This window comes from Marinobacter metalliresistant, from assembly GCF_038098645.1.
Lineage (GTDB): Bacteria > Pseudomonadota > Gammaproteobacteria > Pseudomonadales > Oleiphilaceae > Marinobacter > Marinobacter metalliresistant.
Genome location: NZ_CP101118.1, coordinates 2,738,949 through 2,762,132, shown reverse-complemented (window position 1 = coordinate 2,762,132; position 23,184 = coordinate 2,738,949). Strand labels below are relative to the sequence as shown.

24 protein-coding genes are annotated in these 23,184 nt (G+C 58.8%); 14 read left to right on the top strand and 10 right to left on the bottom strand.

Going from position 1 to position 23,184, the window contains the following annotated elements:
- Nucleotides 1–65: 65 nt before the first annotated feature.
- From trkA to def, 4 genes are all read right to left on the bottom strand, one after another.
- Complete coding sequence (gene trkA / locus NLK58_RS12985; protein ID WP_117618916.1) at nt 66–1,469, bottom strand: Trk system potassium transporter TrkA; 1,404 nt, start codon at nt 1,467–1,469, stop codon at nt 66–68.
- Nucleotides 1,466–2,767 (bottom strand): 16S rRNA (cytosine(967)-C(5))-methyltransferase RsmB, encoded by a 1,302-nt coding sequence (rsmB, locus tag NLK58_RS12980; RefSeq protein WP_117618915.1) that lies wholly within the window; start codon nt 2,765–2,767, stop codon nt 1,466–1,468. Before rsmB ends, trkA begins: the two co-directional genes overlap by 4 nt.
- A 1-nt stretch (nt 2,768) precedes the next feature.
- Nucleotides 2,769–3,704 (bottom strand): methionyl-tRNA formyltransferase, encoded by a 936-nt coding sequence (gene fmt / locus NLK58_RS12975; protein WP_117618914.1) that lies wholly within the window; start codon nt 3,702–3,704, stop codon nt 2,769–2,771.
- Between the two features lie 94 nt (nt 3,705–3,798).
- Nucleotides 3,799–4,302 (bottom strand): peptide deformylase, encoded by a 504-nt coding sequence (def, locus tag NLK58_RS12970; RefSeq protein WP_117618913.1) that lies wholly within the window; start codon nt 4,300–4,302, stop codon nt 3,799–3,801.
- Nucleotides 4,303–4,737: 435 nt separating this feature from the next.
- Here def and NLK58_RS12965 point away from each other — a divergent pair, with 435 nt between their 5' ends.
- The 8 genes from NLK58_RS12965 to NLK58_RS12930 all read left to right on the top strand — a co-directional run bounded on the left by NLK58_RS12965 (nt 4,738) and on the right by NLK58_RS12930 (nt 11,435).
- Entirely contained in the window at nt 4,738–5,754 is a 1,017-nt protein-coding gene (locus NLK58_RS12965) for a LysM peptidoglycan-binding domain-containing protein (protein ID WP_341580930.1), read from the top strand.
- A 62-nt stretch (nt 5,755–5,816) separates the two neighbouring features.
- Complete coding sequence (gene dprA / locus NLK58_RS12960; RefSeq protein WP_117618911.1) at nt 5,817–6,965, top strand: DNA-processing protein DprA; 1,149 nt, start codon at nt 5,817–5,819, stop codon at nt 6,963–6,965.
- A 44-nt stretch (nt 6,966–7,009) separates the two neighbouring features.
- Complete coding sequence (locus NLK58_RS12955) at nt 7,010–7,582, top strand: L-threonylcarbamoyladenylate synthase (RefSeq protein WP_117618910.1); 573 nt, start codon at nt 7,010–7,012, stop codon at nt 7,580–7,582.
- Nucleotides 7,583–7,590: 8 nt separating this feature from the next.
- Nucleotides 7,591–8,517 (top strand): oxygen-dependent coproporphyrinogen oxidase, encoded by a 927-nt coding sequence (gene hemF, locus NLK58_RS12950; protein ID WP_341580929.1) that lies wholly within the window; start codon nt 7,591–7,593, stop codon nt 8,515–8,517.
- Entirely contained in the window at nt 8,510–9,337 is an 828-nt protein-coding gene (gene aroE, locus NLK58_RS12945) for a shikimate dehydrogenase (protein ID WP_117618908.1), read from the top strand. The genes hemF and aroE overlap by 8 nt, the downstream gene beginning before the upstream one ends.
- Nucleotides 9,338–9,392: 55 nt before the next feature.
- On the top strand, nt 9,393–10,166 hold the full coding sequence (locus NLK58_RS12940) for a MotA/TolQ/ExbB proton channel family protein (RefSeq protein WP_117618907.1): 774 nt from the start codon (nt 9,393–9,395) through the stop codon (nt 10,164–10,166).
- A gap of 4 nt (nt 10,167–10,170) precedes the next feature.
- The gene (locus tag NLK58_RS12935; RefSeq protein WP_117618906.1) at nt 10,171–11,004 is read left to right on the top strand and encodes a flagellar motor protein MotB; all 834 of its coding nucleotides are present in this window, start codon (nt 10,171–10,173) and stop codon (nt 11,002–11,004) included.
- A 113-nt stretch (nt 11,005–11,117) separates the two neighbouring features.
- Nucleotides 11,118–11,435 (top strand): PA4642 family protein, encoded by a 318-nt coding sequence (locus NLK58_RS12930; RefSeq protein ID WP_117618905.1) that lies wholly within the window; start codon nt 11,118–11,120, stop codon nt 11,433–11,435.
- Nucleotides 11,436–11,476: 41 nt separating this feature from the next.
- Here NLK58_RS12930 and NLK58_RS12925 read toward each other — a convergent pair whose 3' ends face one another.
- Complete coding sequence (locus NLK58_RS12925; protein WP_117620389.1) at nt 11,477–11,932, bottom strand: Hsp20/alpha crystallin family protein; 456 nt, start codon at nt 11,930–11,932, stop codon at nt 11,477–11,479.
- A 177-nt stretch (nt 11,933–12,109) separates the two neighbouring features.
- Nucleotides 12,110–12,661 (bottom strand): gamma carbonic anhydrase family protein, encoded by a 552-nt coding sequence (locus NLK58_RS12920; protein ID WP_341580928.1) that lies wholly within the window; start codon nt 12,659–12,661, stop codon nt 12,110–12,112.
- A 216-nt stretch (nt 12,662–12,877) separates the two neighbouring features.
- Between NLK58_RS12920 and prlC the strand changes: the two genes are divergently transcribed.
- Both prlC and NLK58_RS12910 read left to right on the top strand, forming a co-directional pair.
- Nucleotides 12,878–14,923, top strand: coding sequence for an oligopeptidase A (prlC, locus tag NLK58_RS12915; RefSeq protein WP_341580927.1), 2,046 nt, complete (start codon nt 12,878–12,880; stop codon nt 14,921–14,923).
- Between the two features lie 72 nt (nt 14,924–14,995).
- The gene (locus tag NLK58_RS12910) at nt 14,996–15,247 is read left to right on the top strand and encodes a YheV family putative zinc ribbon protein (protein WP_117618902.1); all 252 of its coding nucleotides are present in this window, start codon (nt 14,996–14,998) and stop codon (nt 15,245–15,247) included.
- Between the two features lie 28 nt (nt 15,248–15,275).
- Here NLK58_RS12910 and NLK58_RS12905 read toward each other — a convergent pair whose 3' ends face one another.
- On the bottom strand, nt 15,276–15,506 hold the full coding sequence (locus NLK58_RS12905) for a DUF1653 domain-containing protein (protein ID WP_117618901.1): 231 nt from the start codon (nt 15,504–15,506) through the stop codon (nt 15,276–15,278).
- 160 nt (nt 15,507–15,666) lie between these two features.
- On the opposite strand from NLK58_RS12905, the gene NLK58_RS12900 reads away from it, so the two are divergent.
- The gene (locus tag NLK58_RS12900; RefSeq protein ID WP_341580926.1) at nt 15,667–17,463 is read left to right on the top strand and encodes a diguanylate cyclase; all 1,797 of its coding nucleotides are present in this window, start codon (nt 15,667–15,669) and stop codon (nt 17,461–17,463) included.
- Nucleotides 17,464–17,472: 9 nt separating this feature from the next.
- On the opposite strand, the gene NLK58_RS12895 is transcribed toward NLK58_RS12900, so the two are convergent.
- Nucleotides 17,473–17,859: a DoxX family protein gene (locus tag NLK58_RS12895; protein ID WP_117620387.1), complete on the bottom strand. Its 387-nt coding sequence runs from the start codon at nt 17,857–17,859 to the stop codon at nt 17,473–17,475.
- A gap of 71 nt (nt 17,860–17,930) precedes the next feature.
- Nucleotides 17,931–18,581: a hypothetical protein gene (locus NLK58_RS12890; protein WP_117618900.1), complete on the bottom strand. Its 651-nt coding sequence runs from the start codon at nt 18,579–18,581 to the stop codon at nt 17,931–17,933.
- A 607-nt stretch (nt 18,582–19,188) separates the two neighbouring features.
- Here NLK58_RS12890 and coxB point away from each other — a divergent pair.
- From coxB to NLK58_RS12875, 3 genes are all read left to right on the top strand, one after another.
- Nucleotides 19,189–20,313: a cytochrome c oxidase subunit II gene (gene coxB, locus NLK58_RS12885; protein ID WP_341580925.1), complete on the top strand. Its 1,125-nt coding sequence runs from the start codon at nt 19,189–19,191 to the stop codon at nt 20,311–20,313.
- Between the two features lie 57 nt (nt 20,314–20,370).
- On the top strand, nt 20,371–21,954 hold the full coding sequence (gene ctaD / locus NLK58_RS12880) for a cytochrome c oxidase subunit I (protein ID WP_117618898.1): 1,584 nt from the start codon (nt 20,371–20,373) through the stop codon (nt 21,952–21,954).
- Nucleotides 21,955–22,020: 66 nt separating this feature from the next.
- Nucleotides 22,021–22,908: a cytochrome c oxidase subunit 3 gene (locus tag NLK58_RS12875; protein WP_117618897.1), complete on the top strand. Its 888-nt coding sequence runs from the start codon at nt 22,021–22,023 to the stop codon at nt 22,906–22,908.
- A gap of 9 nt (nt 22,909–22,917) precedes the next feature.
- Here the strand turns inward: NLK58_RS12875 and NLK58_RS12870 are convergent, their stop codons facing one another.
- Nucleotides 22,918–23,121 (bottom strand): twin transmembrane helix small protein, encoded by a 204-nt coding sequence (locus NLK58_RS12870; protein WP_099618222.1) that lies wholly within the window; start codon nt 23,119–23,121, stop codon nt 22,918–22,920.
- Nucleotides 23,122–23,184: the final 63 nt, after the last annotated feature.

Sequence of the window (23,184 nt, the reverse complement as noted above, 5' to 3'; positions counted from 1 at the left end):
CGGTTATCCTTCGGGGCACTCCGAAAAAAGGCGCATTATACGCGTGCTGGATGCGTATTTCTAAATCAGAAGAAGGTGAGACCCACCTGGAACAGTTTTTCCACTTCCCGTATCCGGGTTTTGTCCACCAGGAACAGGATAACGTGGTCATCTGGCTGGATCCGGAGGTGGTCGTGGGCAATCAGTACTTCGCTGCGCCGCACGATGGCACCGATGGTGGTGCCTTCCGGAAGATTGATCTCGTCCAGCCGTTTGCCGACCACCTTCGATGACCGGTGGTCACCATGGGCGATGGCTTCGATGGCCTCGGCGGCCCCTCTGCGCAGTGAGTGAACATTCACAACGTCGCCTCTGCGAACGTGGGTAAGCAGACTGCCGATGGTGGTTTGCTGGGGAGAAATGGCGACATCGATGTCGCCGCCCTGGATCAGATCGACATAATCCGGGTTGTTGATCAGGGTGAGTACTTTCCGGGCGCCCAGGCGCTTGGCCAGCAGCGAGGCCATGATGTTGGCCTCGTCGTCGTTGGTGACCGCGCAGAACACATCGGTATTCTCGATGTTCTCTTCCAGCAGAATATCCTTGTTGGCGGCATTGCCTTCGAGGACCACGGTCTTGCGGAGGTTTTCCGACAGCATCACGCAGCGTTCATGGCTCCGTTCCAGCAGCTTGACCTGGAAACGGTTTTCCAGGGTATGGGCCAGCCGTTGGCCGATGTTGCCGCCACCGCAGATAAAAATGCGTTTGTAGGGCTTCACAAGTGGCTGAAGCTCGCTCATAACCGATTTTATATGATCGCCTGCGGCAATAAAGAAGACCTCGTCGCCATCCTCAATGACGGTGTTGCCCTCGGGCATGATGGCCCGGTCTTTCCGGAAAATGGCGGCCACCCGGGTATCGATTTTGGGCATGTGGGTGCGAAGGTAAGACAGCTCATGGCCGACCAGTGGCCCGCCCCGGGTGGCGCGGAGGGCAACCAGCCGGGTCAGGCCTTTGGAGAATTCCAGAACCTGCAATGCCCCCGGGTTTTCGATCAGCCGGGTGATGTGTTTGGTTACCAGATGTTCCGGGCTGATCAGTACGTCGATGGGAAAGCCACGCAGGCTGTCCAGATCTTTTGTCTGATCCCGCTGGTAAAACAGCTCGGATTTCGCCAGGTAGGCACTGGCCCGCACCCGGCAGATGGTGGTTGGCGTCTTGTACAGGAGCTTGCTGACCTGGCAGGCCACCATGTTGGTTTCGTCGCTGTTGGTGACGGCGATCAGCATGTCGGCGTCTTCGGCGCCGGCTTGTCGCAGTGTCGTCGGATAAGATGCCTCGCCCTGAACGGTGCGGATGTCGAGCCGGTCCTGAAGTTCACGCAACCGGGCACTATCGCTGTCGATAATAGTGATGTCGTTGGCTTCGTTGGCGAGGTTTTCCGCGAGTGTGCCGCCCACCTGGCCAGCACCGAGAATCAGGATTTTCATGGTTCGGGTTTCTCCAGCACGGCGTAGAAGAAGCCGTCATGGCTGAACGGATCCGGGAGCAATTGCCGCCCGGCACCCATGTCACGCCCCCATTGAGCGTTGGGCCCAACAAGGATGGCATCGGTTTGCTGTTTGCAGAACCGCTGAATTATACGGTGGTTTTCCTGGGGGAACACCGAGCAGGTGGCATACACCAGCCGGCCACCGGGTTTCAGGATAGCCCACATGGCGTCCAGCAGACCAAGCTGGATAGCGGCCAGTGGGACAATATCCGATTCCCGGCGCAGTAACTTGATGTCCGGGTGGCGGCGGATGACGCCGCTGGCGCTGCAGGGCACATCCAGAAGAATCCGGTCGAAAGCCTGGCCATCCCACCATTGACCGGTAGCGGCAGCATCCGACTGTTTCAGGGTTGCGTCCAGATCCAGGCGATCGAGGTTTTCCTGTACCCGGGGTAGTCGATCGGCGGACTCATCAATGGCCACAACTTCTGACAGTTCCGCACAACTTTCCAGGATTGCACAGGTTTTACCTCCGGGAGCGGCACAGGCATCCAGAACCCGCTGACCCGGAGCCAAATCCAGTAACGTGGTGCAAAGCTGTGCAGCCTCGTCCTGGACACTGGCAGCGCCGTCGGCGAACCAGGGCAGGCGCTCCACGGGAACCGGGCTGGCCAGTTGAATGCCATGGGGCGCGAAACGGGTCGGGCTGGCCTCAATGCCGGCTTCTTTCAGCAGCGCCAGATACTGGTCCCGGTGAAAACGCAGGGCGTTAACCCGCAGGGTCATGGGCGCCTGAGCGTTGTTGGCTCCCAGAATCCGTTGCCAGTCTTCCGGCCAGTTGTGGCGCAGCTTTTCCACCATCCACACCGGGTGGCTGAAACGGGCAGAGTCATTGGCAGGTTCGGGCGAGCCTTCTCGCTCGGCCGCTCGCAATACGCCATTGACCAGACCGGTGAGGTGCGGCTTGTCCAATGCCCGGCAGGCTTCCACGGTTTCGTTCAGCACGGCGTAGGTAGCCTGCTGGCTGAAGCGCAACTGAAAGAGCGCAACCAGCATCAGGTGATGGACAATCCGGTCCGGTTTGCGCAGAGGTTTCTTCAGTCGGCCATTGAGCTCACTATCAAGCCGGTGGAACCAGCGGCAGGTGCCGTAACACAGGGCCTGGAGTTCCGGGCGCTCATTCGGTGGCAGGCGGTTCAGGGCCGGCGGCAGGCACTGGGACAGGGACTGGCCATGCTCCACCGCCAGCATCACGCCGGCGGCGATGGCACGCATGGGCTGTTGTTGGTCGCCCATGTCAGTGCAACTCCTGGCCGGGCATGAGCAGCTCCTTGCCGCCGTTAATCAGGTCGTTCACGCTCTGGGCCCGGGAACCGGGCAGTTGCAGCCGGCTGATGCGCAGGGTTCCGGTTCCGCAGGCGATGTCGATGCCGTCCCGCTCCCGCCGGAGTACCGTGCCTGCCGGTTTGTCGCCAGTGTCATTGAGGGCTTTGGCTTGGTGAATCCGGATGCGCTGATCGCCCAGATCGGTGTAGGTCCCGGGCCAGGGGTGGAAGGCACGAATCAGCCGTTCAATGGAGATGGCATCTGTGTGCCAGTCGATGTGTCCCTCGTCCTTGCTTAACTTACGGGCATAGCAGGCGAGATCGTCGTTCTGGGGTTCGCCACGGAGTTCACCTTTCTCCAGCAACTCGAGGGCTTTGACAATGGCCTTGCCGCCCATCTCTGCCAGCCGGTCGTGGAGGCTGCCGCCGGTATCGTTTTTTCCGATGATGGTCAGGGATTTGAGGAGCATGGCGCCAGTATCCAGGCCCTCGTCCATCTGCATGATGGTGATTCCGGTTTCCTGGTCGCCGGCGGCAATGGCCCGCTGGACAGGCGCGGCGCCGCGCCAGCGGGGCAGCAGGGAGGCGTGGATGTTCAGGCAGCCGTGGGTCGGGATCTCCAGTACATCTTTCGGCAGGATCAGACCATAGGCGGCGACGATCATGACGTCCGGCCGCAGGTCTGCCAGCTCTTGCCTGGCTTCCGGTGTTTTCAGGCTCTCGGGCTGGAGCACTGGAATGCCGTTATCCAGGGCGACCTGCTTGACCGGGCTGGGTTGCAGCTTCCGGCCACGGCCGGCGGGCCGGTCCGGCTGGGAGTAGACGCCCACGATGCTGTGGTGGGTGCCGATCAGGGTCTGGAGAGCGGTGGCAGCGAAATCCGGAGTGCCGGCAAAAACAAGTCGCACGGTGTTTTGGTCTCTGTTCCGTTGAATACGAAAAGACCGGGTCGTGACCCGGTCCGGAATAGTGCCTGGTTTTTGTTACCCGCCCGCAGGCGGATCAGGCGCTCTTCTTGTGGAGTTTCTCAAGCTTCTTGCGAATGCGGGTACGCTTCAGGGAGCTGAGGTAGTCCACGAACAGCTTGCCGTTCAGGTGATCCATCTCGTGCTGGATACAAACCGCCAGCAGGCCCCGGGCTTCCAGCTCGAATGGTTTGCCGTCACGACCCAGCGCCCGGATCTTGCAGTGTTCGATCCGCTCAACCTCTTCATAGAAGCCGGGTACTGACAGGCAGCCTTCCTGCATGGCTTCTTTTTCGCCATCCAGTACTTCCACCTGCGGGTTGATAAACACCCGGGGCTCGCTCTTGTCTTCCGACAGATCCATAACGATGATCTGTTTGTGAACGTTCACCTGGGTGGCCGCAAGGCCAATGCCAGCCGCATCGTACATGGTCTCCAACATGTCGTCGATCAGCTTGCGGTCGGCGTCTGTCACCTCTTCAACCGGTTTGGCGACGGTGCGCAGACGGGGATCCGGGTATTCGAGAATCTCTAATATCATATATTCATACTTTTAGTCTGAATGACAGGACGCCAGTCGATCCGGCCGACGTCTCTTTTAACTTTGTAACCTTTTAACTTTTGTAACTTTTGTAGCATTGTGAAAGTGATCTCCGAAATGCGACAGCGTACTGCGCAAATTTTCGCCCTGACTTTACCATTATCGGGGCGGGGCCTCAGCTTTCAACGGCTGACGGAGTATCCAACGTTAGGCCCACTATTATCTAACAATTCGGCGATTGAGTACAAACTGATCAGTTAATAGTTAAAATCTTTCACCGGTGGGATAGAATTTACTGGAAGAACAAAAGATAACATCACAATTTTCGAGACTTCTTCTATAGTAACTGGAATACCAACGTAATAAGCTGCAGGTAACTGACTGCATCCCAACAGAATGCAAAAGAATCAAGGCACGCGATCAAGGACTTACACAATGAGGAAACTGCTGTACGCTCTGGCAGCAACTACGCTGCTGTTAACCTCCTGGGCCCATGCGGCACCGGAGTTGCGGTCCGATCATCCCGAGCGTTACACCGTTGTGAAAGGTGATACCCTCTGGGACATTTCGGCCCGTTTTCTGAATAACCCGTGGTATTGGCCGGAGATATGGCATGTGAACCCGCAGGTCGCCAACCCTCACCTGATTTACCCCGGCGATCGCCTTGCCCTGGTTTACATTGATGGCAAGCCCCGTATTACCAAGGTAGCAACCAGCGACGTGGTCAGGCTGTCGCCACAGGTCCGTTCCGAGCCCATCGATACGCCGATCCCCGCAATTCCGCTGGATGCCATCGGCAGCTTCCTGACCGACACCCGCATCGTAAGCCCGGAAGAACTCAATGGTGCTCCTTACGTGCTGGAAGGTGAGGATGGCCGGATTATTACCGGCGCTGGCGACCGGATCTACGCCCGCGGAGAAAAGCCGGCCAACAAGGTTGGAGTCTTCCGTCGCAGCAAGGAATTCAGGGATCCGGGGACGGGCGAATTCCTTGGTCTTGAGGCCCGCAGCATCGCCCGCGGTGACGTGGCCCGTGAAAATGGTGACGTACTGACTGTGAACCTGACCAGCTCCAATGAAGAAGTTCGTATTGGCGACCGGCTGCTGGTAAGCGAAGACCGCCGCCTGACCACCAGCTTTGTGCCCAGCGTACCCAGCGAAAACGTAGAGGGTCAGATGATCTCCGTCGATGGTGGTGTCAGCCAGATCGGCCAGTTTGACGTGGTTGCCATCAACCGCGGTACCCGCGAAGGCCTGGAAGCGGGTAATGTGATGGCGGTGCTGAAGAGTGGCAACCTGGTTCGCGATCCCGTGACGGGTGAAACCATTGAGCTGCCCTCAGAGCGCGCCGGGCTGCTGATGGTTTTCCAGGCCTATGAAAAAATGAGTTATGGCCTGGTGCTTCAGGCCAGTCGTGCCCTGGCAGTTGGTGACAAGGTCACCAACCCCTGATCGACTGATATTGAGTGGCCGGACCAGGAAGGCCGGCCGACGCTTACTGCAAGGATGATGCTGTGTTTTCCTCCCCTTTGGCCCCCTGGCTGCTGCTTACCTGTTTACCAAAATTCGGCCATGCCCGACGCCGCGAATTGCTGGCGGAAATCCCTGAACTGAAGAACCTGCTCACCATGAACCCGGCCACCCTGCGGGCACTTGGCCTGGCCGCAGAAAGCCGTGCGGCCATCCAGGCGTGGCAGCAGCAGGACGAATCGCATCCGGTGGTGCGTGAGGTCCGGACCATTCTGGAAAACTGCCGGCGCCATAACATTGGCATTCTCACCTGGCAGGATGTCGACTATCCGGAGCAGCTAAGGCACATTCACGACGCCCCACTGGTACTCTATACCCTTGGCAACACGGGGCTTCTGGGTCGGGAGCAGATTGGCATTATCGGGAGCCGCAAGGCCACACGGGCCGGTCTGGACCATGCACGCCGGTTCGCGGCTGAACTCAGCGCCCGGGAGTTGCTGGTCACCAGTGGTCTGGCGCTGGGTGTGGACGGCGCCGCTCATGCCGGCGCCCTGGATGCGGGCTTCCCGACCACGGCGGTGATCGGGTGTGGGCTGGATCGTCTTTATCCAAACCAGCACCGCCGCCTTGGCGAGCGGGTGATTGCCGAGGGGCTGATGATTTCCGAATACCCGCCTGGTACCCCGGCCAAAGCGGCCCACTTTCCCCAGCGTAACCGGATTATCAGTGGCCTGAGCCGCGGCGTCCTGGTGGTGGAAGCGGGTCTCCGCAGTGGTTCCCTGATCACCGCGAGGATGGCCCTGGAGCAGGGACGCGAGGTGTTTGCCATCCCGGGGTCGATCCACAGTCCGGTCGCCAGGGGCTGTCACCATCTGATCAGGCAGGGCGCGCGCCTCGTAGAAACAGTGGACGACATTCTTGAGGAACTGGGGTCCTGGTGGTCCGGGTCATTGACGGAAGATGTCGCCACCACGCCGGAGCCGAAGCGGCAGAACCGGTCCAGCCAGTTGCTGGCCGGTCTGGACAGCCGGGAAATCGCGGTATTTGAGGCTTTAGGGTATGATCCACAATCAACCGACGCACTGAGTTCAGCCACCGGTCTCCCCGCTGACCAGCTCATGCAATCCCTGTTGCTACTGGAGTTGCAAGGGTTGGTGAGCTCGGCACCGGGAGGCTTCCAGAAAATCGCCTGAGCCCCGTGTGATCATCCACCCTGATTGATTCTGACAAGAGCAGTATGGCTGTTTCCCACCCGCTTTCTGACTGGCAATTGCATTGTGTTCGCCGCACTGTGATGCACGGGGGTGTGATCGCTTATCCGACCGAAGCGGTCTGGGGCCTGGGCTGTGACCCCTGGGACCAACAGGCGGTGGAACGGATTCTGGAACTGAAGCGTCGTCCCGTCGGAAAAGGGGTGATTCTGGTAGCCTCCTCTGTGGACCAGATTCGTTTCCTGCTGGATCCCCTGCCCCGGTCGCTTCAGGCCGAAGCAGAACGTCACTGGCCCGGGCCGGTGACCTGCCTGTTGCCGGATGTAGAGCAGCAGGTGCCGGAATGGGTGCGTGGCCAGCATCATTCCATTGCGGTTCGGGTAAGTGAGCATCCAGTGGTGCGTGCCCTGTGCGACACGGTTGGCATGCCGCTGGTATCCACTTCCTGCAACCCGGCCGGGCGCCAGCCGGCGCGGAATATCTGGCAGGTCCGGCGGTATTTCGGTAACCAGCTCGACTGGATTGTGCCCGGCTCGCTTGGCGGCAATCGCAAACCCAGCCGGATTATTGATATTGTCAACGGTAAGCAGCTTCGTTAGGAGAATTCATGTCACAGCAGCCCGATAGCCATGCGGTAAAAGAGTACCTGCTGAGTCTGCAGGAAAATATTTGCAGCCGCCTGGAAGTCGTGGATGGCGGCGCTGCCTTTATCCGGGATGCCTGGGACCGCCCGGAAGGTGGCGGCGGTGTCAGCCGGGTAATTACCGAAGGGAAAGTGTTTGAAAAAGGCGGAGTCAACTTCTCCCATGTGATGGGAGAGACCATGCCGGCTTCAGCCACGGCCCACCGACCCCATCTTGCCGGCGCGCCCTGGGAGGCTATGGGCGTTTCCCTGGTGATTCATCCGAACAACCCCTATGTGCCCACCTCGCACGCCAATGTCCGCTTTTTCATTGCCAGGCCCCGGAACAGTGAGCCGGTTTACTGGTTTGGCGGCGGTTACGATCTCACCCCCTATTACGGTTTCGAGGAGGACTGTGTGCATTGGCACAAGACCGCCCGGGCCGCGTGCGAAGCCTTTGGTGAGGGTACCTACCATCGCTTCAAGCACTGGTGCGACAATTATTTCTATCTCAAGCACCGGGACGAGCCCCGGGGTGTGGGTGGTCTTTTCTTTGATGATCACAACACCGGGGGTTTCGAGCAGGACTTCGGCCTGATGAAAGCCGTCGGTGACAGCTATATTGAAGCCTATGAGCCCATTGTCCGGCGCCGGATGGATCACCCTTACGGTGACCGTGAGCGGGATTTCCAGCTCTACCGGCGTGGGCGTTACGTGGAGTTCAATCTGGTGTACGACCGCGGCACCCTGTTTGGGCTGCAATCCGGCGGCCGGACGGAGTCCATCCTGATGTCCCTGCCGCCCCTGGTGCGCTGGGATTACAACCGGACCGTGGAACCGGGGTCTGACGAGGCCCGGCTCACGGAGTTTTTCCTGACCGGCCGGGACTGGCTGGAGGCCAACCATGACTAACGATCTGTACGCCGTTGTTGGCAACCCGGTCAGCCACAGCAAGTCGCCAAGGATTCACAGCCTGTTTGCCAGCCAGACCGGCGAGGCGGTGGAATACACCGCCATCCAGGCGCCCCTGGACGGTTTCCCGGGCACCGTGAGGCAGTTTTTCGAGCGCGGTGGCCAGGGCCTGAATGTGACGGTGCCGTTCAAGGAAGACGCCTGGAAGCTGGCTGAACGCCGGACCGAGCGGGCGGAGAAGGCCGGGGCGGCCAACACCCTTTATCAGGATGGCGCCGGCGTGCTGACCGCCGACAATACCGACGGCTGCGGCATTGTCCGGGATCTGGTCCGGAATCATGGGGTGCGCCTTGAGGGTGCCGATATTCTGGTTCTGGGTGCCGGAGGGGCGGTCCGCGGCGTTCTGGGCCCCCTACTGGCGGAGCGGCCGGCCTCTCTTACCATCGCCAACCGCACGCTTGCCCGGGCGCAAGCCCTGGTTGAGCTGTTTGCACCGGTTGCCGGCTCCACACAGCTGTCTGCCTGCGCTTTTGACGAGCCCCGGGAACCCTATGACCTGATCATCAACGGCACCAGCGCCAGCTTGCAGGGCGATCTGCCACCTCTTTCACCGGAGGTGATTGGTGAGAAAACGGTGGTCTACGACATGATGTATTCCTTGCAGACCACGACCTTCAATCAGTGGGCCCTCGATCAGGGCGCGCAAACCGTTTACGACGGTCTTGGTATGCTGGTGGAGCAGGCGGCGGAATCATTCCGGATCTGGCGTGGTGTGGCCCCGGAAACCGCGCCGGTGATTGATGAATTGCGCGACGACTGAGCCCCTGGCCCCGGATTGGGCTATGCTCAGGGTCAACATTCCGTAAGGATTTTCAATGGATATTCTTACCCTTGTGGGGCTTGTAGCCGGTGTCCTGATTGTCATCCTGGCAATGCTGACCAATGCCTCATTCCTGACATTTCTGAACCTCCCGGGCCTGGCCATTGTGCTGGGCGGAACCTTTGCCGTTACCCTGATCAAGTTCCGCATGGCGTCTGTGATGAGCGCCTTCCGCCTGGCCATGTCGGCGGCGTTCACCGACCGCATGGCCCGGCCCGCGGAGTTGATCCGGGAGGTAGGCTCGCTGGCCGTGGTGGTGCGCAAGGAGGGTATTCTCGGGCTGGAGAATCATCAGACCGGCAACGAGTTCCTGCAGAAAGCCATCAATCTCTGTGTTGATGGCCATTCGCCTGAACTGGTCGAAGAAGCTCTGGCCCAGGAGGCCCAGCAGACCGCCGAACGCTATGAGGTGGCCGAGCGGGTGTTCCGCGGCATCGGGGAATCCGCGCCGGCTATCGGCATGTTGGGTACTCTGGTGGGGCTGGTGCAGATGCTCAATACCCTGGACGACCCCTCGTCCATAGGCCCGGCCATGGCCATTGCCCTGTTGACCACCCTGTATGGTGCCTTCATCGCCCAGCTGATCGCCCTGCCCCTGGCGGACAAACTCCAGCTCAAGGCGGAGGACGAGGCGCGCAACCAGCTACTGATTCTTACCTCGATCAAGAACATCATGCGTGGCGAGAATCCGCGGGTAATGACCGAGCTGTTGTCATCGTTCGTCACTCCGGAGCAGCGTACCGGTCTGGCGCCGGAGCGGGAGGCCTGAGGCTTTGGAGCTGGTCCGGAAGAAAAACAAGCTGCGTCTGAAGAACGACACTCCGGCCTGGATCGTCACCTTTGCCGACCTGGCCACCCTGCTGCTCACCTTTTTTATTTTACTGTTGTCCTTTGCAGAATTGGATGTCGAGAAATACCGGGCCATGGCCAACTCCATGGCGGTCGCTTTCGGGTCCAGCAATGTGCTGGCAGACGATGTCGGCGGCTCGCCCCTGACCCTGATCGAATCGGAGTCCGTTTCGCTTCCTCAGCCATCCGAATCCCAGGCGAGGGTGCCGGAGTTTATTGACGAGCGCACAGATGGCGCCGCCCCTACCAAGATTCCCGGCGGCGTGATTGATCTGGCCAGCCGGATGATCCGGGAGCTGGAACCGGAGGTGGCCTCAGAGGCCCTGAGCGTCAATTACGATGAAAACCAAGTGGTTATCCGGTTCTCCGAGGAAGCCACCTTCCGCTCCGGGGAAGCCGCTATCAAGCCGGAGATGATGCCGATTATCGAACGTGTCGTGAACGTGCTGTCAGCCTGTACCGGTGACGTTCTGGTATCCGGATATACCGATGACCGGCCCATTTCCAGTGACCGTTATCGCTCGAACTGGGATCTTTCAGCGGCCCGGGCGGTTTCCGTGGTCCATGAGCTGGTCATGAACCGCCAGGTTCCGGCGGAGCGGGTGGTTGCGGCCGGTCGCGCCGAGACCAACCCGCTGGTGCCTAACGACTCACTTGAAAACCGGGCGCTGAACCGCCGGGTGGAAATCGCCATTCGCAATCCGGAATGCAATGACGAGGTTGCCACCGGCGATCTTCCGGTCGAAATCCTGCCCTGAGCCTTATATCTGCTGCGCAGCCTCTCATGCGCAATCCATATAACTGACGTGCTTTCAGGGCTTTATACTATGCCCCCGATAATTCACTGGCACAGCGGAATGAGAGAACAACCATGAGTGGACCGGACAAGCCCAAAGTCATTGGCGAGGAATGGAGTGATGAGCGGGTCAGGAGTTTCCTGGACATCCTGCCCTGGGATGCTGCTGAAAACGCCGATTACAACGCCCTGCTGAAGGCCTACCAGGCCATGCGGGCCGGAGATTTCGAGCGCTTTATCGGGTTCTTCGTTGCCGAGGGCCGGGATCTGAACGCCACCAACGGCGAGGGTGAAACCATCCTTGATCTGATTTCCCGGCATCGTCGGAGTGTGGACTACGCCCGGTCGCTGGAAAACGCCGGTGCCAAAAAAACGACCGCAGCCGGGAGCTGATCCCGGTGCGGCCGCGTCTCGCGGTCTGAAGCCGGCGGAAGTTACTGCACGTCGACCTCAATGGCCTTGGGCTCTTTCGGTTCAGTCTTCTGGAGTGTCAGGGTCAGCATGCCGTCCCTGAAGCTGGCCTTCACGCTGTTTTCATCGACATTGTCCGGCAGCGTGAAGCGGCGCAGAAAACTGCCGTAGAAGCGCTCAATCCGGTGGTGCTTCTTGTCTTCGGCTTCTTCCTCGCTCTTGCGTTCGCCCTGAATGCTCAGAACGCCCTCGTGCACGGTGACTTTCACGTCTTCCCTGGACATGCCCGGCAACTCGGCTTCAATGGTAAAGGCTTCCGGCGTCTCCTTGATGTCGACCGCCGGGGCCCAGTCGCTGCGGCTGAACAGATCCCTGCCTTCGCGCTCGCCACCGGAGCGGGTCAGGCCAAACATGCGGTTATAGCGGTTCATCAGGTCTTCAAACTCATTGACCGGATTCCAGCGGGTAATATTGCTCATAAGGATTTCCTCCTTTTCGTCGTGAACGAATCTGAATAAACAGACATCAGCTTCGATCACGGAACAGCTCCATGCCGGTGGCGCCAGCCGGATGGTTATCCGTGAACCTCTGCTAATTTCGAATGTAGGTGCGCACGAAGGGTTTTCAAGGGCTGGGTGTTCGGATTTTGATCGGAATCAATCCCCACCGGACTGTGGCGCCTCAAGGTATTCATCTTTCAGCCGGACATAGTTGGCGGCCGTGTATTTAAAGAACCCCCGCTCCTGGTCGGTCAGCGCCCGGGCCTTTTTACACGGCGAGCCAACGTACAGATGCCCCGATTCCAGCGTCTTCCCCGGCGGCACCAGACACCCGGCAGCGACAATCACCTCGTCTTCCACCACGGCCCCATCCATGATGATACAGCCCATACCCACCAGCACCCGGCTACCAATGGTGCAACCATGCAGCAGCGCCTTGTGGCCGACGGTTACATCATCTCCCAGCGTTAGTGGGTAACCCCCGGGGTTATAATCACTGGCGTGCGTGATGTGCAGCACCGATCCGTCCTGAATGCTGCAGCGATCCCCGATCCGGATTTGGTGCATGTCCCCACGCACGACCGTCATGGGCCAGATGGAGACGTCATCACCGGTCTGGACATCGCCAATCACCGCGGCACTGGGATCAACCCAGGCGCGCTGTCCAAAATGTGGCGTGATACCCTTGTGTGAGCGTACATTTGTCATTACATAGTACCTGTTAATTAAGCGTTTACCCGGTGGCCCGGGGTACCTGTGGGAGAGGCCCTTCCAAAACTGTGCGGAGCCATGGATGGCGGAGCCCAAGCGTCACATGGACGTGCCGCAAGGAGCGTGTTTTGGAAGGGCCTCTCCCACAGGTGCCCGCCCCGGTAGTTGATACACCGAAACTACCTTAGATACAAAGAGCTGAGAAGGGGACTTATGAATAACCCGTTACTGACCGATGACCTGTTGCCGAAGTTTGACCATGTCCGCACGGAACACATGGAAACGGCAATTGACCAGATTCTCAGTGAAAACCGGATGAAGATCAGCCAACTGGCCGGGCAGGAGGACCCCACCTGGGATACCCTGGCGCAGCCGATGCAGGCAATGGAAGACAAACTGAGCAACGCCTGGTCGGTGATTTCACACCTGAACGGGGTGATGAACAGCGACGACCTGCGCAAGGTGTACAAGAACTGCCTGGAGAAGCTGACCGAGTACAGCACCGAAGTCAGCCAGAACGAGGCACTGTGCAACGCCTATAAGAAACTGGCGGCACGGGAGGATTTCAGGGATCTGAGCGAAGCCCAGCGCAAGTCGGTGGACAATACCCTGCGGGATTTCCACCTGGGCGGTGTCGACCTGCCCGAGGACAAGAAAAAGCAGTACGCCGATCTGTCCCGGGAGCTGGCAGAGCTGTCCAACCGCTTCAGCGACAACGTTCTGGATGCGACCCAGCACTGGTTCAAACACATCACCGATGTGGATGAGCTGACCGGCATTCCGGAAACCGCCATCGAAGGCGCCAGGCAGGCGGCCCGGCAGAAGGAGTTGGACGGGTATGTGATTACCCTGGATTTCCCCAGCTTCTTCCCGGTGATGACCTACTGTGACAACCGGGATCTGCGCCGGGAAGTCTACGAGGCGTTTGTTACCCGGGCGTCGGATCAGGGCCCGGATGCCGGCCAGTGGGACAACACGCCGGTGATGGCGGAGATTCTGAAGCGCCGCCATGCTCTCGCCCAACTGCTCGGTTTTGACAACTTCGCCGAGCGCTCCCTGGTCACCAAGATGGCCCGCAGCAGCGACGAGGTGCTGGAGTTCCTGACCCAGTTGGCGGCCAGGTCCAGGCCCCAGGCCGAAAAAGAGTTTGCCGAACTGAAGGCTTTTGCCAAAGACGAGTATGGCGTGGAGGACATGCAGGCCTGGGACATTGGCTACTACAGCGAAAAACTGCGCCAGAAACGTTATGACATTTCCCCGGAAACCCTGCGCCCCTGGTTCCCGGTGAACAATGTAGTGCCCGGCCTGTTCCGGGTGGCGGAGAAGTTGTTTGATGTGCAGATCGAAGCCAGACCCGAGGTGGAGACCTGGCACGAAGACGCCACCGCCTACTGCATCAGCCGTAACGGCGAACCCCTGGCCTGGTTTTACCTGGACCTGTTTGCCCGCCAGGGTAAGCGCGGCGGCGCCTGGATGGCGGATTGCCGGGTTCGCTGGCGCAACCAGCGTGGCCACCTGCAGCTACCGGTCGCTTTCCTGACCTGCAACTTCACGCCCCCGGTGAACGGCCAGCCGTCATTGTTGACCCACGACGAGGTCACCACCTTGTTCCATGAGTTCGGTCACGGCCTGCACCACATGCTGACCCAGGTCGACGTGCTGGACGTATCCGGCATTAACGGCGTGGCCTGGGATGCGGTGGAGCTGCCCAGCCAGTTCCTGGAGAACTGGTGCTGGAACCCGGAATCCCTGGGATTGATCGCTTCGCATCACGAAACCGGCGAACCGCTTCCGGAAGATCTGTTGCAGAAGTTGCTGGCAGCGAAGAACTTCCAGTCCGGAATGGCCATGGTGCGCCAGTTGGAATTCTCCCTGTTTGACTTCCGCCTGCACGCGGAGTTCACCAGAGAGGCGCCCACCAACCCGCTGGATATGCACCGCAAGGTGCGCAGCGAAATTGCGGTGGTGCAAGCCCCGGAATTCAACCGCTTCCCGAACTCGTTCTCGCACATTTTCGCGGGTGGATACGCAGCCGGTTATTACAGCTACAAATGGGCGGAAGTACTGGCGGCCGATGCTTTCTCACTGTTCGAGGAGAAAGGCATCTTCGATCCTGAAACCGGCAAGGCCTTCCTGAACAACATCCTGGAGAAAGGCGGCTCGCAGGAGCCCATGGAGCTGTTCAAAGCGTTCCGCGGCCGGGAACCGCAGGTGGATGCCCTGTTGAGACAATCCGGCATCACGGACGAAGCCGCCTGAGAATAAACGGTGTCGGGTCAGGCCAAAGGCCGTAACCCGACAACCAATACCCATATTGACGGGAGTACTCTTATGGCGAGTCCAAAACGTTTTATCGCCGGGGCCGTCTGCCCTCGCTGTGGTGAGATGGACAAGATCATGATGTTCACCACCGATGACGATGACCAGGTACGCGAGTGCGTGGCCTGTGGCTTCACCGATGCGGTGTCTGACGTCGAACAGCCGACCAGCCCGGAGCTGGAAACCCGGGTGAACAAGCGCAAGAACGAGGACGATCACACCGTCCGGCAGGTGGTGTTTTTCAAGGCCGGGGCAGACGACTGACGCCGGCAGTCAAGGTACGTGATTACCGTCAGGCTTCGTCGAGGCGGGCAAAACGGGGAACCTGCTCGCCGGCCACTTCCACGGTTTCCCGGAACATGGTCAGAGGGCGTACCCAGAGGCTGTAGTCGCCGTACAGGCAGCGGTAAACCACCATCTGCTCTTCGGTTTCACTGTCCCGGGCGATGCCGATCACTTCGTAATCCTTGCCCTTGTAGTGGCGATAGCGGCCGGGCCGTATCGTGTTTTTATGTTCTGTCATCCTGTACCTCGGCGGATTCAGGCCTGTTGAACCCTGCTTTTACGGGGGACGCAGGGGGCGTAACCGTATAAACTTGATCAGGAATGGCAGGGATGCGAAAAGACTCAGCCAGGGCCTGAAGTGTAGAACAACTACCCGGCCCCGGAAACCGGAAACCGCTATGACTTGGCAGGCCTCCTGCGTATTCCTGATTCTATTGTGGCTGACAGGTCTGGCCAGCGCCCCCGTTCAGGCAGCCCCGGTGGCTTTCGAGTGGCTGGAGGCGCCGGCCAATGAGCTGGCGCTGGCTGATGTCCGCGCTGCGCCGTCGGCCAGTTGGCAACGCTTTGGCGCCAGCGAGGTTTTCAATCGCGGTTTCAGCAATGGCAGTTTCTGGCTTAAGATCGAGGTTCCGCCAGAGCCGGCCAACCGGGTGCTTGAGATTGGCTATCCGCTGCTGGACGAGGTTTCTGTGTACTGGGTGCTCAATGGGGAGCTGATCCAGACTCACCAGACTGGCGACACCCTGCCTTTCAGCAGTCGCCCCATCTATCATCGCAATTTCGTGTTCCTGGTGCCCTCGAATACCCAGCCGGTGACCGCCTTCGTGCGGGTGAAAACCCTGGGATCGGTTCAGATTCCCGTGGCGGTCACGCCTTCGGCCGAGTTTCTGGCCAATGAGCAGTTGTCCTATGGCTGGCAAACGGTGTTTCTGGGCATCATCATCGCGATGGCGCTGTACAACCTGTTCCTGTTCGTTATTGTCCGTCATTCAACCTACCTCTGGTACGTGCTGACGGTCGTTGCCACCGGGCTGGTACAACTGAATTTCCATGGCCTGCTGTTCCAGTGGCTGTGGCCGGATTTACCCGTTATCAACCGCTACTTCACGGTGCCGGCCATCAGCCTTGCCCTGTTTTGTGCCGCCATGTTTACCCTTCGGTTCCTGAACGTCCGCCTCTACAGCCATGCCAGTTACCGGTTTCTGCAACTGGCTCTGGCGGGCGCCGGATTTGCGTTTCTGTTCGGCCTGTTCGGCAGCTACCAGGCGGGAATCGTGCTGATCAGTGTGCTTGCCGCTGTGGTAACACCGGCGGCCTGGCTGATTGGCATGCTGGTCTGGCGCAAAGGCCAGATCCTGGGTGGCTTCTATGTGCTTGCCTGGACGCCGCTGCTGATCGGCCATCTGATTCTGGCCTTAAGCAAGCTGGGTGTCATGCCCCGCAGCTTCATGACCGAGTTCGTGCCCCAGGTGGGAATAGCCCTGGAAGTGATCCTGCTTTCATTCGCCATGGCCTATCGCATCAACCTGGAGCGCCGCCGGAGACACCAGGCTCAGGAACAGGCGCTGGTTATTCAGCAGCAGGCCAACCAGACCCTGGAGTCGCGGGTTCAGGAGCGCACCGAAGAGCTGGAGCGGGCCAACGAGCAGCTCAAGGCTATCAGCCTGACGGATGGCCTGACGCACGTTGCGAACCGACGGCGGTTCGATGAAAAGCTTGCTGACGAATGGAGTCGGGCCCAGCGTCACGGTCATCCGCTGAGTCTGTTGATGCTGGATATCGATCGTTTCAAACGGGTAAATGACGAGCTTGGGCACCTGGTGGGTGACGATTGCCTGACGGAAGTCGCAGCCCTGTGTGCCCGTGAAATCCAAAGATCCGGAGATCTGCTGGCCCGTTATGGCGGTGAGGAATTCAGTATTCTGTTACCGGCAACGCCGGAACAAGGCGCGGTTGAGGTGGCCGAGCGGGTTCGCCAGGCGGTGGCCCGCCATCCGGTGCATTCCAGGGAGCGGGTGGCACCGGTCAGCCTGACCATCAGTGTGGGTGTCGCCTCCCTGGTGCCCACTCCGGGCATGGCAGCCCACGAGCTGATCCGGCAGGCCGATGAGGCGCTGTATGCCGCCAAGGAATCGGGCCGCAACCGGGTAATGGTTGCCCGTGGATTCGGGGCGGCGTCGGTCCCCGGCGCCTGACCAGAGCAGTCAGTTTTTCAGCTTGTAACGCCCAGGCCCGAGGAAAATCACTGCCACCGCTGTGAACAGGAAGAACCCCTGGAGTTCCAGCGCCCAGCCTCCGTTGCGGCCCAGGGTCAGTAATTCGTTGGTATGCACAAGCACAATTGCCACCAGCATATTGAACACGATCAGCAGGGCGCCAATGCGGGTCTGGTAGCCCAGAATCACCATTAGCGGGGCAATGATTTCACCCACGAAAACCCCGTAAGCCAGGAAGCTGGGCAGCCCGTGGCTGGCCAGCGCGCCTTCAATGAAACCAACACCGTTGAGCAGTTTGGCAATACCGTGGAACAGTATCAGGCCGCCCAGGGTCAGGCGGATAATCAGTTTTCCCAGATCAGCGTTTTCGAGCAAGGTGTGGGTCTCCAGTGTACTGTTGATGGTCGCCGCATCACGGCAGGCCACGGCAGAGCACTCAAAACCTGTCAGGACAGGCCGGAACCGAGGGAGAATCGAATGTGGTTCCTTACCAGCAGATTTTCCCAGTAATGCCGCATCCAGTCCCAGGCGGCGTTGTTGACCTGTTCGACGAAGGGGTCGAGGTTGAGCTCGTAATAGTCTGGCGTGCCGGCTATCTGCAACACGGTCACGGTTATGGAGTCGTCCAGTTCATTGGCAAAAGGCTCGCCAATCAGCTGGTGAGCGAGCAGGTTAGCACGAGTCGCCTCCATATCCACCAGTTTGCTGGTCCGGGTGCACCGGTTGTTTTCATACATTTCTTCCATCAGCCGGTGGCACAGATAGGCCCGGATCAGCAGGCCATCGAGGCCGTCATAACGCACCAACAGGGCTGAGGGCTGGGTGAAGTAACGGATGGCGGCACTGACAAACGGTTCAAACAGATCGGCTTTGCCGGCCTCACGGGCACAGGCTTCGACGCATTCAATCAGTCTCGGTGCCAACTCTACGTATTCAACCACAAACTGGAACAGACAGGTGGCCGGCTGGTAGCCCTCGATAGTGACGGCAGAGGGCAACGCGGCAACCTTCGCATGCAGCTGCCGGAGGAAGGTGCCGGAGCGGGCTTCCTTGCGCCGAGCCTGATCAATAATTTCGAGGACTACCTGTGGTGTCATTTCAGGAGATGCCAATGTTTGAACGAATTGAGGTCGCAAGGCGCCTCCCGTTGTTAGTAGCAGTTAGCAACGAGTTCCCGGGCAGGTAAAGAGTAGGGCTGGCTACCCCATCGTGCCTGCCTTTTCTGACAAGTGTAGCCGAGATTCGGCCAACTGCTTTTCCGGCATTGTGAAAATACACAGTCGTAATGTTACAGATTGAACTCCGGTCACTGGCTCTCAAACCATCGTCCGTTTCGGGTATGAGAGCGGCACAGCTACCCATACTGAGACTCGGGGCTATCGAGGAGCCCTGGCACGGCGGCGTCCACCAGCCCCGGCAGGGGAACGGTGAGGTTGGTGAGCATCAATGGTCAGGCCAGCACCCAGAGACGCCGGTTGGTTACCGGAAGGTTAAATAACATATTCGTTTTAATTCTTAAAAATTCTCAGTTAGATTTTTTGGGTTTAGCCGATTTTTTAGTCTTTTCTTGATCTGTGTCTATACTCGGAACTGATGTATCCGTAAGTAGGCTTCCACTCTGGTTTTTTCGGTGTATGCGAGCGCCAGTCAGGCCAGAGGGGTAACGCAAAATCCGACAAGAATAACACTCTGTGGAGACACAGTATGCGCGTGCACGCTCAGCGGGCAGGTGCCCTTTTAGGCGGTCTGATGTTCCCCGCCTGGTCCATGGCGGACTGGACACTGAACATGACCCCGGGGGTGACCGGCACCAGTAACGAGATTTTTGACCTTCACATGACCATACTCTGGATCTGCGTCGTCATCGGCGTGGTGGTATTCGGTGTCATGTTCTGGTCCATCTTCGCCCACCGGAAATCCCAGGGCGCAAAACCTGCCAACTTCCACGAAAACACCCTGGTCGAGATTCTCTGGACCATCATACCCTTTGTGATCCTGGTGGTTATGGCGATTCCTGCCACTGCTACGCTGGTGGACATGTACGACTCCACAAAGTCCGAGGTAGACATCAAGGTCACCGGGTACCAGTGGAAGTGGCAGTATGAGTATATCAACGAGGACTTTGGTTACTTCTCGAACCTGTCCACGCCTATGGACCAGATTGAAAACCGGCAGGTCAAAGGCGAGAACTACCTCCTGGAAGTCGATAACCCCCTGGTGATTCCGGTAGGTAAAAAGGTTCGCTTCCTGCTGACGGCCAACGATGTGATCCACTCCTGGTGGGTGCCGGATTTTGGCGTGAAGAAAGATGCCATTCCCGGCTTCATCAACGAAACCTGGACCCGGGTGGACGAGCCGGGCATCTACCGTGGCCAGTGCACCGAACTTTGTGGCAAAAACCACGGCTTCATGCCCGTGGTGGTCAAGGCTGTTCCTCAGGAAGAGTACGCGGCCTGGGTGGCCGAGCAGAAGGAGGCAGCCGAGCAAGAGCGTGAGCTGACCCAGAAAGACTGGACCATGGCCGAGCTGATGGAGCGGGGCGAAAAGACCTATCAAACTGCTTGTGCCGCCTGTCATCAGGCCGATGGCAGTGGTGCACCGCCGGCGTTCCCGGCGTTGAAAGGCAGCAAAATAGCCACGGGAGATATGGCAGCGCACATCGACATCGTTGTGCATGGTAAATCCGGCACCGCGATGCAGGCCTTTGGGAATCAATTGAGCGAGGTGGACCTGGCCGCAGTCATTACCTATGAGCGGAATGCCTGGGGTAACAGTACCGGCGAGATGGTTACACCAAAAGAGATCTTTGATTACAAGAACCAGCAGTAATCAACGCCAGATAACAGATATCACCAGCCACAATAAATGGCGGTAACGGGGGTTTTCATGAGTGCGGTTGCAGATACCCACGCCCAGGATCATCATCACGGCCCGGCTAAAGGCATCAGCCGCTGGCTGCTGACCACAAACCACAAGGATATCGGGACAATGTACCTGATATTCAGCTTCACCATGTTCCTGCTGGGCGGAACCATGGCCATGGTCATTCGCGCCGAACTGTTCCAGCCCGGTCTGCAGATTGTGCAGCCGGAATTCTTCAACCAGATGACCACCATGCACGGTCTGATCATGGTCTTTGGCGCCGTCATGCCGGCCTTTGTGGGGCTGGCGAACTGGATGCTTCCGTTGATGATCGGCGCGCCGGACATGGCGCTGCCACGGATGAACAACTGGAGCTTCTGGCTGCTGCCCTGCGCCTTCCTGATCCTGGTCTCCACCCTGTTCATGGAAGGTGGCGCGCCCAACTTTGGCTGGACTTTCTACGCGCCCCTGTCGACCACTTACGGGCCGCCAAGCACCACCTTCTTCATCTTTGCCGTCCATATCATGGGTATTTCCTCGATCATGGGTGCCATCAATGTGATTGCCACCATCCTGAACCTTCGGGCCCCGGGCATGACCCTGATGAAAATGCCCCTGTTCGTCTGGACCTGGCTGATCACCGCGTTCCTGCTTATTGCAGTAATGCCGGTGCTGGCCGGTGTGGTGACCATGATGCTGATGGACATCAACTTCGGCACCAGCTTCTTTGATGCCTCCGGCGGCGGTGATCCCGTTCTGTTCCAGCATGTGTTCTGGTTCTTCGGCCACCCCGAGGTCTATATCATGATCCTGCCGGCGTTCGGGGCGGTGTCCCACATCATTCCGGCCTTCTCCCGCAAGCCCCTGTTCGGCTATGCCTCCATGGTGTATGCGGTCGGTGCCATTGCCCTGCTGTCGTTCGTGGTCTGGGCGCACCACATGTTTACGGTGGGCATTCCCATTACCGGCCAGGTGTTCTTCATGTACGCCACCATGCTGATCGCCGTCCCCACCGGGGTGAAGGTGTTCAACTGGGTAGCCACCATGTTCCGGGGTTCGCTCAGTTTTGAGGCGCCCATGCTGTTTGCGGTGGCCTTCGTGATCCTGTTCACCATCGGCGGTTTTTCAGGTCTTATGCTGGCGATTGCGCCGGCTGATTTCCAGTATCACGATACTTACTTCGTGGTTGCCCATTTCCACTATGTGCTGGTGCCGGGCGCGATCTTCGGAATCTTCGCCTCTGCGTATTTCTGGCTGCCCAAGTGGACCGGCCACATGTACGACGAAACCCTCGCCAAAACCCATTTCTGGCTGTCATTCATCGGCATGAACCTTGCCTTCTTCCCCATGCACTTCCTTGGGCTGGCGGGCATGCCTCGGCGGATTCCGGATTACGCGTTGCAGTTTGCGGATTTCAACATGGTGTCCAGCATTGGTGCCTTCATGTTTGGCGCTACCCAGATCCTGTTCCTGTTCATTGTGGTCAAGTGTGTCCGGGGCGGTGAGAGAGCGGCTGCCAAGCCCTGGGACGGCGCTCAGGGCCTGGAATGGACGGTGCCGTCGCCTCCGCCCTACCACACCTTCGCGACACCGCCGGAAGTGAAATAGGGATGTGAAGACGCACTCGCTCCAGGACAAAAACAACTAACAACGAATAAGCCATCGGAGACTGTCATGGCGGAAAACCAGAGCTATTACGTTCCGGAACAGAGCAAATGGCCGATCATTGCCACGGTTGGCCTCGGGGTAACCCTCTATGGCGCCGCGTCCATCATGGTCAATGCGCAAAAGGGTGAGAGCTCCACCGGCGCCTGGATCATGTTCCTGATTGGCGCGATGATTATGGCCTACATACTGTTCGGCTGGTTTGGCAACGTGATCCGGGAGAGCCGGGCGGGGCTCTATAGCCCGCAGATGGATCGGTCATTCCGCTGGGGAATGAGTTGGTTTATCTTTTCCGAGGTCATGTTTTTCGCGGCCTTTTTTGGCGCTCTGTTCTATGTGCGGGTGTTCGCCGTGCCGTGGCTGGGCGGTGAGGGGGACCGGGGCAGCTCAAATATGCTCTGGGAGGGATTCCAGGCAACCTGGCCGCTGATTCAGACTCCTAATCCCGAAGCCTATCCGCCGCCAGAGGCCATCATCGGCCCCTGGGGCCTGCCACTGGTAAACACCATTCTGCTGGTGACTTCTTCGTTCACCATCACCGTTGCCCATCATGCGCTGAAAGCAGGCAACCGCACCAAGGTCAAGATCTGGATGATTGCCACGATTCTGCTGGCTATCGGCTTCCTGGTCCTGCAGGCCGAGGAGTACATGCACGCCTACCAGGATCTGAACCTGACTCTGGAGTCTGGCATCTACGGCAGCACCTTCTTCCTATTGACCGGCTTTCACGGTGCCCATGTGACACTGGGAACACTGATGCTTTTCATCATGCTGATGCGTATCAACAAGGGCCATTTCACGGCGGACAGTCACTTCGGTTTCGAGGCCGCGGCCTGGTACTGGCATTTTGTGGATGTGGTGTGGCTGGGTTTGTTCGTGTTTGTCTACATCATTTGATGTACAGGGTCAGGGAGTCGGATTCAATGTCAGGCTCCCTTGCCAGAGCGCAATAAGAATCACCGCCAGGAGCAGTATGCTAAGCGTGACCCGAACCGCCAGGGAATTCACCACCCGATTGGTTTTACCACCATCCTTGATGAGAAAGAACAGGCCACTGAACAGGCTCACGACTACGGCAAGCATCAACACAACGATAACGGCCTTGAGCATGGAACTTCCTGTTTTTATTGGTGTTGTGAATATACAGTCCGGAACGTCTTCCGGGCTCGATGA